This is a genomic window from Rothia dentocariosa ATCC 17931 (assembly GCF_000164695.2).
Classification (GTDB): domain Bacteria; phylum Actinomycetota; class Actinomycetes; order Actinomycetales; family Micrococcaceae; genus Rothia; species Rothia dentocariosa.
In genome coordinates this window covers 764,194-777,325 of sequence record NC_014643.1, presented here as the reverse complement: position 1 = coordinate 777,325, position 13,132 = coordinate 764,194, and the positions used below count along the sequence as shown (strand labels likewise).

The 13,132-nt window shown below is 58.9% G+C and carries 14 protein-coding genes; 12 read left to right on the top strand and 2 right to left on the bottom strand.

Features of this window, described 5'->3' with window-relative positions; genetic code table 11:
• Window positions 1–133 precede the first annotated feature (133 nt).
• The 3 genes from HMPREF0733_RS03415 to folE all read left to right on the top strand — a co-directional run bounded on the left by HMPREF0733_RS03415 (window position 134) and on the right by folE (window position 3,393).
• Window positions 134–340 (top strand): type II toxin-antitoxin system HicB family antitoxin, encoded by a 207-nt coding sequence (locus tag HMPREF0733_RS03415; protein ID WP_013397985.1) that lies wholly within the window; start codon window positions 134–136, stop codon window positions 338–340.
• 181 nt (window positions 341–521) lie between these two features.
• The gene (gene ftsH, locus HMPREF0733_RS03410; RefSeq protein WP_013397984.1) at window positions 522–2,819 is read left to right on the top strand and encodes an ATP-dependent zinc metalloprotease FtsH; all 2,298 of its coding nucleotides are present in this window, start codon (window positions 522–524) and stop codon (window positions 2,817–2,819) included.
• Window positions 2,806–3,393 (top strand): GTP cyclohydrolase I FolE, encoded by a 588-nt coding sequence (gene folE / locus HMPREF0733_RS03405; RefSeq protein WP_041321610.1) that lies wholly within the window; start codon window positions 2,806–2,808, stop codon window positions 3,391–3,393. The genes ftsH and folE overlap by 14 nt, the downstream gene beginning before the upstream one ends.
• A gap of 82 nt (window positions 3,394–3,475) precedes the next feature.
• Here folE and HMPREF0733_RS03400 read toward each other — a convergent pair whose 3' ends face one another.
• The gene (locus HMPREF0733_RS03400; RefSeq protein WP_013397982.1) at window positions 3,476–4,072 is read right to left on the bottom strand and encodes a GNAT family N-acetyltransferase; all 597 of its coding nucleotides are present in this window, start codon (window positions 4,070–4,072) and stop codon (window positions 3,476–3,478) included.
• A gap of 38 nt (window positions 4,073–4,110) precedes the next feature.
• A complete protein-coding gene (locus tag HMPREF0733_RS03395) occupies window positions 4,111–4,314 on the bottom strand; it encodes a hypothetical protein (protein WP_013397981.1) in 204 nt (67 codons plus the stop codon).
• A gap of 259 nt (window positions 4,315–4,573) precedes the next feature.
• On the opposite strand from HMPREF0733_RS03395, the gene folP reads away from it, so the two are divergent.
• From folP to lysS, 9 genes are all read left to right on the top strand, one after another.
• The gene (gene folP, locus HMPREF0733_RS03390) at window positions 4,574–5,524 is read left to right on the top strand and encodes a dihydropteroate synthase (protein ID WP_013397980.1); all 951 of its coding nucleotides are present in this window, start codon (window positions 4,574–4,576) and stop codon (window positions 5,522–5,524) included.
• A gap of 37 nt (window positions 5,525–5,561) precedes the next feature.
• Window positions 5,562–5,996, top strand: a complete 435-nt coding sequence (folB, locus tag HMPREF0733_RS03385) for a dihydroneopterin aldolase (RefSeq protein WP_037231372.1) — start codon at window positions 5,562–5,564, stop codon at window positions 5,994–5,996.
• Between the two features lie 37 nt (window positions 5,997–6,033).
• Entirely contained in the window at window positions 6,034–6,636 is a 603-nt protein-coding gene (gene folK / locus HMPREF0733_RS03380) for a 2-amino-4-hydroxy-6-hydroxymethyldihydropteridine diphosphokinase (RefSeq protein ID WP_013397978.1), read from the top strand.
• Window positions 6,633–7,166: a DUF3180 domain-containing protein gene (locus tag HMPREF0733_RS03375; RefSeq protein ID WP_013397977.1), complete on the top strand. Its 534-nt coding sequence runs from the start codon at window positions 6,633–6,635 to the stop codon at window positions 7,164–7,166. Before folK ends, HMPREF0733_RS03375 begins: the two co-directional genes overlap by 4 nt.
• 9 nt (window positions 7,167–7,175) lie before the next feature.
• Window positions 7,176–7,751 (top strand): PH domain-containing protein, encoded by a 576-nt coding sequence (locus HMPREF0733_RS03370; RefSeq protein WP_013397976.1) that lies wholly within the window; start codon window positions 7,176–7,178, stop codon window positions 7,749–7,751.
• The gene (locus HMPREF0733_RS03365; RefSeq protein ID WP_013397975.1) at window positions 7,751–9,463 is read left to right on the top strand and encodes a PH domain-containing protein; all 1,713 of its coding nucleotides are present in this window, start codon (window positions 7,751–7,753) and stop codon (window positions 9,461–9,463) included. The genes HMPREF0733_RS03370 and HMPREF0733_RS03365 overlap by 1 nt, the downstream gene beginning before the upstream one ends.
• Before the next feature lie 89 nt (window positions 9,464–9,552).
• The gene (locus HMPREF0733_RS03360; protein WP_041321877.1) at window positions 9,553–10,509 is read left to right on the top strand and encodes a Rossmann-like and DUF2520 domain-containing protein; all 957 of its coding nucleotides are present in this window, start codon (window positions 9,553–9,555) and stop codon (window positions 10,507–10,509) included.
• Window positions 10,506–11,453, top strand: a complete 948-nt coding sequence (panC, locus tag HMPREF0733_RS03355; protein WP_013397973.1) for a pantoate--beta-alanine ligase — start codon at window positions 10,506–10,508, stop codon at window positions 11,451–11,453. The genes HMPREF0733_RS03360 and panC overlap by 4 nt, the downstream gene beginning before the upstream one ends.
• A gap of 95 nt (window positions 11,454–11,548) precedes the next feature.
• The gene (gene lysS / locus HMPREF0733_RS03350) at window positions 11,549–13,081 is read left to right on the top strand and encodes a lysine--tRNA ligase (protein WP_238382396.1); all 1,533 of its coding nucleotides are present in this window, start codon (window positions 11,549–11,551) and stop codon (window positions 13,079–13,081) included.
• Window positions 13,082–13,132 lie beyond the last annotated feature (51 nt).

Sequence of the window (13,132 nt, the reverse complement as noted above, 5' to 3'; positions counted from 1 at the left end):
CATCCAGAATTTTTATCAGGATGCGCGGGCACACTTATGCCTGCACACAGAGCTTCTCGAAACCGTGCGCTATCCCTAGCCAATCCGCAGCCAGGGGTAAAGGCTTCCCTTGACGAGCTGCAGAGTGAAATCTATGAATAATGTGATGATTATTGATGGCCATAAGGCTGTCATTCAATACGAACCGGAAACAGAGATGCTACGTGGCGAATTCATTGGTTTGAATGGTGGCGCAGATTTTTATGCAGATAACGTTGCTGACCTGCACCGGGAAGGCACAGCAAGCCTGCAAACCTTTTTGGAAGTATGCAGGGAACAGAGTTGGGGATCGACCGCTTAGACATACCTCTGCACACCCGCACTGATTCCTTTTAGCCTTGAGGTGAAATGCCGCCGATGCAGGCGTAATCCGGCGGGGTTAGGGTACATTTAAAGTTGCATCTTTCTATCGTCACGGAGTGCTCCGGCACGCTGCGGCGCGTACCCGGCGTGTAGCCGTCGTAAACGTAAGGAATTAAGCATTGGCGCAAAAATCCAATAACTCGCCGAACGGCCCCGATAACTTTTTAGGCAGGCTGATCAATGGTCGCTGGCTGTGGGCTATCGTTATTGCAATTGTTGTCGTGGCGTTCTCGCTGAGCTCGCTTTTTGCGCAGGGCGCACGCCAGGTAGATACCAACGTTGGTTTGCAGCTGCTCAACGACCACCAGGTGAAGAGCGCGAAAATCTATGATGGCGACCAGCGTGTTGAGCTGCAGCTGAAGGAAGACTATAAGCAGGGCAGCAACAACTACGGTTCCTCCGTGAAGTTCTACTATGTGCAGCCGCGTGCCGAAGAAGTCGTGCGGGCCATGAACGGTGCCCAGCTGGAGAGCTACACCGATCAGCCGGTGGAAAACAGCTTCTTGGGATCCCTGATCTCTCTGTTGCTGCCGGTGCTTCTTTTTGGTGCAATCTTCTGGCTGCTTATGGGCCGCATGGGCGGTAACTCCTCGGTCATGAGCTTCGCGAAGTCGCGCGCGAAGAAGTTCAACAAAGACAACCCGACCGTGCGTTTCTCCGATGTCGCCGGTGTTGATGAGGCACTGGCTGAGCTTGAAGAGGTGCGCGAGTTCCTTGCAGAGCCCGAAAAGTTCACCCGACTAGGCGCTAAGATTCCTAAGGGCGTGCTGCTGTACGGCCCTCCCGGTACCGGTAAGACCCTGCTTGCGAAAGCTGTTGCTGGCGAGGCTGGCGCGCCTTTCTACTCGATTTCCGGTTCTGACTTTGTTGAGATGTTCGTGGGTGTGGGCGCATCCCGCGTGCGTGATCTGTTCAAGGAAGCAAAGTCTAACCCCGCCGCGATCGTCTTCGTGGACGAGATCGATGCGGTCGGTCGTCGCCGCGGCGTCGGTATGGGCGGCGGTAACGACGAGCGCGAGCAGACCCTTAACCAGCTGCTTGTCGAAATGGACGGCTTCGACGGCAACTCCAACGTGATCGTGATTGCTGCAACCAACCGCCCGGATGTGCTCGACCCCGCCCTGCTGCGTCCGGGTCGTTTCGACCGCCAGATCGGTGTGGATGCGCCCGATATGAAGGGTCGCCAGCGCATCCTTGAGGTGCACGCCGCCGGTAAGCCGATCGACCGTCGCGTCGATTTGGGGCAGGTCGCTAAGCGTACCCCCGGTTTCACGGGTGCAGACCTGGCGAACGTGATGAACGAGGCAGCCCTGCTGACCGCCCGCGATAACGGCAACGTGATTGATGACCGCGCTATCGATGAGGCTATCGACCGTGTAATGGCGGGCCCGCAGCGTGCTTCGCGCATCATGAGTGAGCATGAGCGGAAGGTAACCGCGTACCATGAGGGCGGTCACGCTCTCGTGGCTGCCGCCCTGCGCAACTCCGCGCCGGTTACCAAGATTACGATTCTGCCGCGTGGCCGTGCACTGGGTTACACGATGGTAATGCCGCAGGACGATAAGTACTCGACCACGCGCCACGAGCTGCTGGACCAGATGGCCTATGCGATGGGCGGCCGCGCGGCTGAGGAAATCGTGTTCCACGATCCCTCTACGGGTGCCGCGAACGATATTCAGAAGGCGAGCGATACCGCGCGCAAAATGGTAGCCGACTACGGTATGAGCGCCCTGCTGGGTTCGGTGAAGCTTGGCAGCGACGACACCGAACCGTTCATGGGCGGCGATCCTTCGGCGGCACGTAACTACTCTGACAAGACCGCCTACAAGATCGATATCGAGGTGCGTAAACTTCTGGAAGAAGCTCATGATGAGGCTTTCCAGATTCTCGTGGAGAACCGCGATGTGCTTGACCGCTTGGCGTTCGCCCTGCTGGAGAAAGAGACTCTGCTGGAGAACGAGATCGCTGAGATCTTCAAGGATGTTCGTAAGCGCCCCGAACGCGAGCACTGGTACTCCAAGGAAGGCCGCGAACGCACCGACATTCCGCCGGTGAAGGCCCCGAGCGAACTTGCTGCAGAGAAGAATGGTCTGGAGGGCGATTCCGATCCGACCGTGGCGATGAAGGCTCCTACGACTGCATCTATGCCGACTGCGCCCGAGCACACGGCGCCGGGCCAGAACCTGCCCGGTCAGGGCGGTCAGCCTCAGCAGATGCCGCATCCGGGCACGCAGGATATTGAGGATACCGACCCGACCGTGGCGATGCCTCCACAGCAATATCCTGAGCAGCGGCAGTTCCCCGGTCAGTATCCTGAGCAGCAGTATCCGGGTCAGCAGAATGAGCAGCAGCAGAACCCGTACCCATATAACAACCCGAACCAGAACCCCTATGGAGGGTCGGATGAGCGAGGATAACGGCTCGGGGGTAGATAAGCCGCGCATTGAGGCGGCGGTGCGGGAAATCCTGTTGGCAATCGGTGAAGACCCTGACCGTGATGGTTTACAGAACACCCCGGCGAGAGTGGCTCGCGCCTACGAGGAGTTTTTCTCGGGTCTGCACGCTGATCCGGCCGATGTGCTGGGCACGACCTTCGATATTGCCCATTCCGAGATGGTGCTGGTGAAGGATATCCCGTTCTATTCCACGTGCGAGCATCACCTGGTGCCTTTCCACGGGGTGGCGCATGTTGGGTATATTCCCGGGGCTGACGGCAAGGTGACGGGGCTGAGCAAGCTGGCGCGGGTGCTTGAGGTGTATGCGCGCCGCCCCCAGGTGCAGGAGCGGCTGACTACGCAGGTGGTGGAGGCGCTGGAGGAGCACCTGAATCCGCGCGGCGCAATCGTTGTGATTGAGGCCGAGCATATGTGCATGTCGATGCGCGGTGTGCGCAAACCCGGCGCAAAAACCGTCACGAGTGCGGTGCGCGGGCAGCTCAAGAATGCGGCAACTCGTGCCGAGGCGATGAGCCTAATTTTCTCGAAGCACTAGCTTCTTATTCCGCGAGCAGGTGGTTTTTGACCCGAGCAGGTAGGAAAATCCTATCTTTTCGGTCGAAAACCACCTGCTCGCGTTAAAGCTGCACCGTCATTTCGTGCTCAACCAGACACGGTCCAAAGGACTGGTCTACCTTTGTAGCGCCCGTACACCGCCAGCCTTGCCGTTCGTAGAAGCTGATGGCGCGGGAATTTCCCTCCAAAACCCAGAGAGTCGCGTGCTCACATCCCCATGCGGCAAAAGTGCTGAGCGCATGGTTCATGAGGGTGTGCCCAATACTCTGCCCGAGAGAATCCGGGTCTATATAGAGTGAGTGGAGTCTCCCGACCATCGTCCCGGCCGGAACAGCCCTTTCGGGGCGGTAAGCCTTGTCGGGTACGGCGCTGAAACCGCAGAACCCCAGCACCGCATCGCCGCGTGCAGCGAGCATAAACGACCGTTTTTCACCGTCGCCCGAACCCTGCACGGACGCTGACCTGCTGGGTGGCGAGTTCCGGGGAAACTGGCTGAGGTACCCGCGCATCCGCTCGGTGTCTTCGGCGACGCTGAGCGAATCGAGGTAGTCCTGAGATATTAAGCCCTGATATGCAAACCGCCACCCCTGAACACGGATGCGCGCTATTGACTGCGCATCGTTGGGGGTGGCGGGTCGAATCGTGAGGGCATCCGGCATGGTTTAATCCTAGCGGAACGCCTCTGCACGAGATCAAACTAGTGAGATTCGGTTTTCGTTCCCGTGGGGTCATCCCAGCCGAGGGCTAGGGTTACGACCATACCCAGGGAGAGGAACCCTGCGCAGGTTGCGACACCGAACGCGACCCAGCGCACGGCGGTAAGTCCATTCGCCAGAACAACCGTGATAAACGCTGCAAGAGCGATAAAGCCAAGAATCCAGGCGCCAACTTTCAGATTCATCTGAACCTCCAAAACCGTCAGTCTCTACGATGCGTTACATTCCGCCCGGCACCGTAGCCGTACAGAACTCTATAGTCATAAATCCAGCATACCCCCGCTACGCCCTGCATGAAAAAATGCGCATAAACCATGCAATATTAAACCCGGTTGCGAGAAGGTTGTTTTTCGCCGACAAGGTAGGATTTTCCGACCTGCTCGTACCAGAAACCACCTGCTCACGGCACGAATGGGTTAAGCGCGCATCCGTTAGGATTAAATCATGCACGCAATGATGAGCCCGCAGCCCCCCACACATCTGCCCTGCGACGCCGCAGCCGCAGAGCGAACCCTGGTGATGGGAATCCTGAACGTCACCCCCGATTCCTTCAGCGACGGCGGCGAACACTACACCGCGAACGACGCTCTCGCCCACGCGCAGCGCATGATCGCGCAGGGTGCAGACATTATTGATGTGGGCGGCGAATCCACCCGGCCCGGTGCGGTTCGCATCAGTGTTGATGAGGAACTTCGGCGCATTCTGCCCGTGATCGAGGGGCTTGCCGAAACCGGTATCACCATCAGCGTAGACACCATGAACGCAGCGACCGCCCGCGCCGCCGTAGCCGCCGGGGCGCACATCATTAACGACGTTTCGGGCATGAGCGTGAGCGATGAGATGATACAGACCGTAGCCGAGCTGGGCGTACCCTATATTTTGATGCACGCGCGCGGTACCTCAACCACGATGGATGCGCTCGCCGCCTACCCGAGCGGCACCGTCGCCGAGGTGCTGGACGAGCTCGCCGCCCTGCGTGATCGCCTGGTTGCCGCCGGGGTTCATGCCGAGAACATTATCCTTGACCCCGGGCTGGGGTTTGCGAAGGGCGGCATGCAGGATTGGGAGCTGCTCGCCGCCCTTGGGCAGCTGCACACGCTGGGGCATCGGGTACTAATCGCCGGTTCGCGTAAGCGTTTTCTGGCGAATGCGCTGAAAGCTGCGGATGCGGCGCGCACCAAAACCCAGAATCCCGCCGCGAGCGCGAACGCCGTGCCCGACCAAATGCCGCCAGCACGCGCCCCCGAAGACCGTGATGCCGCATCCGCCGCTCTCTCTGCGCTCGTGGCGGCCCAGGGAGTGTGGGGGGTCCGCGTGCACAATGTGCCCCCCACGGTGGATGCCGTGACCGTAGCGAATACTTTACGCACTATTACCCGCACCAAACAGACCTAAAATTATGTACCAGTATTCACATCAGCTAAGGAACACCATGCCGAACCCAGCGCACGCCTACGCCTCCTGCGACCGCATTACCCTGACCGGTGTTGCCGCCGTGGGTTTTCACGGAGCGCTTGATTTTGAGAAACGTGAAGGTCAGCCCTTCGTGGTAGATACGGTTTTATACACCGACTTCACGCAGGCTGCTGCGACCGACGACCTCGCCCAAACCACGAACTATGCGGAAGTTGCCGAGATTATCCGCACGCATATTGTGGGGGAGTCCCTCGATTTGATCGAGACTCTTGCCGTGCGGATCGCCCAGAACATTCTGGACGAATGCGCGTATGTGCATGCGCTTGAGGTGACCGTCAATAAACCGAAGGCCCCGATTGAGGTGACCTTCGGGAACGTGGCAGTGACCGTATTCCGGGAGCGTGAAGGCACGCAGATTCAGGGCGGAAAGGGTGCATGCGCGCGTGGGTAATGTGCCGAACGCGAACCAATCGCACCCCGCGCCCGGCATGGACGCGTTAGCGCATACGGCGGTGCTGGCCCTGGGGTCAAACCTAGGCGAGAGCGAAACCACCCTAGAGCAGGCCGCCGCCGACCTCGTGCATCTTAGCGGGGGTGCAGTGCGGCTAGTGCGCGCCTCCGGGCTGTACGTGACGGAACCAGTAGGCGGCCCAGCCGACCAGCCGGACTATATCAACGCCGTCCTTGAAGTGCGCACGAGCCTTGACCCCTACGCGCTGTTAGCGCTGTGCCAGCAGGTGGAGGCGCATCATCACCGGGTGCGGCTTGTGCGATGGGGCCCGCGCACTCTCGATATTGACGTTATTACCTATGACGACCTCGTCAGCGACGACCCGGTTCTGACGCTGCCGCATCCGCGTGCGCATGAGCGTGCTTTCGTACTGGTTCCGTGGAAACAGGCAAACCCGCAGGCGGTAATACCGTCTCGTGATGCCGCTACGGGCGAACAGACGCGGCATCTCGTCGCCGATTTAGCTCGCAGGGTACGCGCAGCCGATGAACGCGCAGGGGTTAACGCGGTACGATTTATGCGAGACATGAATTTGCCCAAGAACCTATTTGATAGTGGTGCTGAAAGCGAGGGCGTATGAAGCCCATCCGAATATCCGTTATTGCGTGTGCCGTGGCGCTGGGGCTTGTTGCTGCAACGATCCTGAATAACCTGGTGGTAAACGCAGGCGGCGGTGAACTCGCAATGTCGCCTGTGGTGGCACTGATCTGCGTGGTAATAGCGGGTATTACGCTCTGGTTTGCGTTTCAGGTGGCGCGTTTTCGCAATGTTGAGACTCGGCGCAAAGCGAAATCCATGAACTCTCTCATGGCTGCGCGTACTTTGGCGTGTGCGCAGGGTGCAATTTTGACCGGGGCGCTGCTGGCGGGCTGGATGCTCGGGCTTATCGTCTACGATGTGGCGTTGGCGAGCGCTCGCGGTATTCCTGGGTTTTTCTGGTCTACTGTGGTGAATCTGATCGGTGCCGTGCTGCTGCTGGCAGGCGGGCTGTGGGCGCAGCATCTATGCCGTATTCCGCCGGATGACCCGGACGGTAATTCGTCGTCGGGCGGCTCGAATTCGGGTAAGCTCGCCGCTGACGGATATTCCCGCACGAGCGATCGTCGATAGAGGGTAGGTATGTCACAACTTTCACATGCTGAGGATGCTTCTTTCTTGCACGAGGGTGAGAGCTCGGTGACCGCGACCGAGGGTGAGTGGGTGCGCGCGCATCCTTCGTATACCAAGATTCGGCTGATACAGGTCGTAGGGTTTTTCGCCACGTTGGTAGGCGTTTTTGCGGCGCTGACCGTGATGTTTGAGATGATGCGTTCCTCCGGCGTCCTGCCCAAAACCACGTGGCTGCCCGTGCTTACCGGGGCGATCGCCGCTGTCCTGGTGGTGTGGGGTATCTGGTGGATGGCGCTGCTGCCGCGCCGCACCCGAGCGCTGGGTTATAGTCTGCGCCCTAACCATCTGATGGCGCGCCAGGGTGTGCTGTTTCGGCATGTGACGTCCATTCCGTATGGACGCATTCAGTATGTAGATGTAGATTCCGGTCCTTTGGAACGTGCTCATCACCTGGTGCGTCTGACGATCCGCACCGCTGGGGTGACCGCTTCTAAGGTGACGCTGTACGGTATTCCCGCTGAACGTGGGCAGCAGCTGCGCGAGCTTTTGATACGCCGCGCCGATGAACGCATGGCGGCGCTGTAATGACACAGGAACCCCAAAACTCGAATAACCAGGGAGTGCGGTCTGTCGAGTCCTCTAACACTCTTGAACATCAGATAACCCCGAGTGAAGCTGCGGAGACCCTCACGTGGTGGCGTACCGATGTGCGCACGTTCATCATGAACATATGGGTTTTCGTCGCGTTTATTATTTATCTCGCGTGGGATTATATTAAGAATTCCTTCAACAATAATGCCGAGAATGATTACTGGAATATTCTTCGGCAGCTGCCCGAATATCTGCTGAACCACGTTGGACATAACCCGGTAATGCTGTATGGCTACGGTGCTGCGGCGGTCCTTATTTTTGGCGGAAGTGTTCTTTCGTGGGCGTTTACCCGCTACAGCGTGAGCGCGCATTCGGTATACCGCCACAGCGGAATTTTTTTCAAGAAACAGCGGCAGATTCGCCTGGAAAGCGTGCAAAGCGTCGATATTTCACGCCCACTCGTCGCCCGTATTTTGGGGCTGTCCGAGCTTCGGCTTGAGGCTGCGGACGGCGCCGAAGAAGCCCTGCATATCAAATACCTCTCGCATGCGAAGGCGCAGGATTTGCAGGAACGCCTGCTGCAGCGGGTGAGTACCCTGCGTGCCGCCAATACGCCAGAATCCGCTGGTTCTGTGAGTGTTCCGCCTGAGAAGGATCACGAAGTGACCCTCGCAGGAGAGCAGCAGGCAGAGGAAGGCCACAAGCCGGAACGGTTGCTCTTCAAAGTCCCCAATCTGCGGGTTCTTGCCGCGATCGTGCTCAGCGCATTGTTGTGGGCACTCCCGGTAGCGATTATCTGGGTGGGCGGTACGATCGTGGGGTGGCTGGTGAACCCCCAAAAGGACCTGGGGCAGATATCGCAGTTTATTTTTCCGTCCCTGATTCCAATTCTCGGTTTTCTCTGGCAGCTGTGGAGCAGCTTCGATCAGGGCGCAAATTTCACGGTAGAGCGCATCCGCCAGAATACTTCGGATGCGCGCGGCGACAGCCTGCGCATCACCTACGGATTCACGGGAACGCATACGCAAACCCTGTTCCCGCAGCGTATTCAAGCCCTCAAGATTGAGCAGCCCCTGCTGTGGAAGCCCTTCGGGTGGTACCGGGTGGTGGTCAATATTGCGGGCGTGGCGGTAAATACAGAGGGCTCATCTGACGACTTATTTACCCGCAACACCGCCCTGCCCGTGGGCACCGCCCGCGAAATGCAGCGGCTTCTTCACCTGCTGCTGCCGAGTGCGTCACCGCACAGCCTCGAAACCGTGCAGGCGGTTATGGAATCATCAAGGTACAACCCCGCCGACAGCAGTGAGTTAGGCGTAGTGAAGGCACCGCACCGGACACGCTGGCTTAACCCGCTCACCTTCCGGCGTGACGGCTTCGCGCGGGTGAATACCGAACGAGTGGAAGCTGAGGCCGACCTGCACCATTCGGGACACGCCCCCACCCGGGATCTTCTCTTGCTGCGTGGCGGCTGCCTGCTGCGGTTCCTCTCGGTAGTCCCCGAGCGGCAGGTGCTCGCGGTGCAGTGGTCGCAGGGGCCGCTCAATCGCATCCTCAAAACCGCGTGCATAAGTTTAGGCAGCGTTCCGGGACCGGTTAAACCCGCCGTCCAGAACCTAGAGGTTCACGATGCCGAACGCATTGCCGCCGAGATCATCGCCCGTACTGACGGCACCCGGCCTTATTACACATCGCCTTCGGCATAATTCCTTGCTCAAGCCTGCCATGATCTTCGACGCACCTGGTGAACGCTGAAAAACACGCGGATTTTGCGGTACCTAATATACTTAAGGGTGTGACCACGAATCATCTGAAACCCGCACGCCTCGGCATCGGCGTTATCAGCGCCGGTAAAGTCGGCGCTGTGCTCGGTGCCGCCCTGCGCGCTGCCGGGCATTCCCTGGTGGGCGTGCATGCGGTTTCTGAAGCTTCTCAAGAACGGGCGGATGTGCTCTTACCCGGCGTACCGCTCCTTGAGGTGGAACAGATTGCCGAACGCAGCGAGCTGCTGCTGTTGGCTGTCCCCGACGATGAATTGGCTGGTCTGATCGAGTATTTGGCATCTTCCGGGTCCTTAACCAGTGGGCAGTTGCTTGTGCACACCTCCGGGCGGCACGGCACCGATATTTTCGCTCCCGCAACCACATTGGGCGCTATCGGCTTGGCGATTCACCCCGCCATGACTTTCACCGGTTTGTCCCTGGATTTACAACGACTCACCGGTACGAGCTTTGCCGTGACCGGGCCTGCGCCTTTTATCCCTATAGCTCAGGCGCTCGTCGTTGAAATGGGCGGTGAGCCCGTCCACGTTGCCGAAGCCGATCGTGCGCTTTATCACGCCGCACTGGCGCATGCCTCGAACCATCTCGTCACACTTTTGGGACAGTCCCAGCAGATGCTTGCTAGTATCGGTATTGAAGACCCGGCGCGTTACCTCGGTCCGCTGGTTCGTGCGACCGTCGATAACGCGCTTGCGAGTGGCGAAGGCGCGCTGACCGGTCCCGTGGCACGCGGCGATGCAGGTACCCTGGATGCGCATCTTAATGCGCTGATAGAGTACACCGACCACGAAAATACACAGGATATCGCTGACTCATATGCCGCCATGGTGCGCGCAACCGCATCTAGGGCGCATAATAGAAACTTATTAAACGACGACCAGAAGGCTCGGATTGAATCTACCCTGCGAACCCACACCACGGGCACGCGTCAATCCGGTGCGATGCCTGACGATAAGGAGTTCTCGTCATGACTGAGACCTCGATGCCCCGCATCGTCACGACTATTACCGAGCTTCGCTCCGCTATTGCGGAGGCGCTTGCTGCCGCCCAGGAACGGCTGAATGAGCGCGCCCGTGCCGAAGCCGCCGAACAGGAAGGCGAGGTGCAGTACCGCAGCGCTACGCTCGGGTACGTACCTACGATGGGTGCTCTGCATGCAGGGCACGCCACGCTTTTGCGCCGCGCAAGTGAACAGAACGATGTTGTGGTGGCGTCGATCTTTGTTAACCCGCTTCAATTCGGCCCCAACGAAGACTATGACAAATACCCGCGCGCCCTGGAAACGGATGCGCAGGTCGCCGCCGATGCGGGCGTTGATATTATCTTCGCGCCCTCCGTGGATGAAATGTATCCCGAAGGCGAGCCGCTTATTCGCATTTCCAGCGGCGAACTGGGCAACAAATTTGAGGGAATCACCCGCCCCGGCCACTTCGACGGCGTGCTCACCGTCGTGAACAAGCTCTTCAATATTGTGCGCCCCGCCGCGGGCTCGCACGAGGTGAACGCTTACTTTGGGCAGAAGGATGCCCAGCAGGTTTTGCTCGTGCAGCGCATGATTCACGACTTCAACCACGACATTACCCTGCGTCCTATCGCTATTGTGCGTGACGACGACGGCTTGGCTCTCTCATCACGGAACGAATTCCTCAGCGAACAGGAACGCGAGGCTGCGCTGGTGATTTCCCGAACCCTTGCATTGATGCGCGAAAACTCGCTGAACCGCGGGTTTGAGAGCATTGATCTAGAGAGTGCACGGGCACGTATTAACTCAACCGAGGGTGTGCGCCTGGACTACCTGGAGCTTGTGGATCCGAGCAATTTCCAGCCGCCGACCGCTGATTCCGAGCGGGTGCTCGCACTAGTTGCGGCATATGTGGGTTCCACACGCTTGATCGACAACATGGATTTGCTGTAGCAAACCGTCACATTTGACCTCCTAAAACACGAGATAGGTATCTTTTGAGCAACGAGCAGAGCGCCACACCGGCCATTGCAGATATGTCCGAGCAGATGAAGATTCGCTTGGAGAAGCGCGCTAAGTTCCTGGAGACCGCGGGTGAAGCGTATCCCGTTGGGCTTCTGGATGCCGAAGGTAAGCGCATCGAACCGGATCATATCGCCGATATTCGCGCTCAATACGACCCGAAATTAGAGTCCGGCGAGCTCACCGCCGGGGATGAAACCGACCATGTGGTGCATGTGCCGGGCCGTGTTGTGTTCGTGCGCAATACCGGTAAACTCTGCTTTGCATCCCTGCAAGCGGGTACGAATGGCGACCGCATTCAGGCGATGCTCTCGCTCAATGAGGTTGGTGAACAGTCGCTTGCCGACTGGAAATCCCTGGTGGATTTGGGCGATCACGTGTATGTGACCGGCCGCGTGGTGGTCTCTCGCCGCGGCGAACTGTCGATTATGGTGCGTGAGTGGAGGATGGCCGCGAAGTCGATTCGCCCCATGCCTGTGCTGCACAAGGATTTGAACGAGGAAACTCGGGTGCGCCGTCGCTACCTGGACTTGATGGTTCGCCCTGAGGCGCGTGACCTGGTGAAAAAGCGCGCTCTGATTACCCGCACTGTGCGCCGCGTGCTGGAAGATCACGGCTATATTGAGCTGGAAACCCCGGTGCTGCAGCTGGTGCACGGCGGCGCGACGGCTCGCCCGTTCCGCACTCATCTGAATGCCTTCGACCAGCCTATGACGATGCGCATCGCCACCGAACTTCCGCTTAAGCGTGCCGTGGTGGGCGGCATTGAGCGCGTCTACGAAATTGGTCGCGTATTCCGCAACGAGGGCGTGGATTCGACGCACAGCCCCGAATTTACAACCCTGGAATGCTACGAAGCCTACGCCGATCAGTATGTGATGGCCGAGCGCATGCAGGAGATTATTGTTGCGTGCGCACAGGAGCTCGGGGTTACCGCGATTGAGACTGAGGACGGCACGATCGACCTGGGCGGTGAGTGGGCGTGGCTGAGCGTCTACCCCGGACTGTCTGAGGCCGTGGGCGTTGAAATAACCCCGGACACCCCCGCTGAGACGCTGCGCGAGATCGCTGCCAAGCATGAGGTTGAGGTGGATCCCGCCTGGGATGCTGAGAAACTTGTGATTGAGCTTTTCGGCGAAATCGTGGAGCCAACTCTGCTGAACCCGACCTTTGTATATAACTACCCGCCAAGCGCCCAGCCTCTGGCGCGGCCAAACCGCGATGGTTCCCGCACGATTGAGGCGTGGGATCTGATTATTGGCGGTATGGAGCGCGGTACCGCGTTCTCTGAGCTGATCGACCCTGTGATTCAGCGCGAGCGTTTGACTGAGCAGTCCCATAAGGCCGCTGCGGGCGATGACGAGGCGATGGAACTTGATGAGGACTTCTTACGCGCCCTAGAGCACGGTGCACCGCCGATGGGCGGTCTCGGGCTGGGCGTTGACCGTCTGATTATGCTTTTGGCGGGTGAACAGGACCCTGAACGCCCTGGAACCGTGGTGCGTCAGCCAGGTATTCGTGAAACTATTTTGTTCCCGCTGATGAAACCGGAGTCGTAATTTCGGGCTTGATCAAGGCTTTTCTTTCGTAAAGGTCTGCAAACCGCGTTA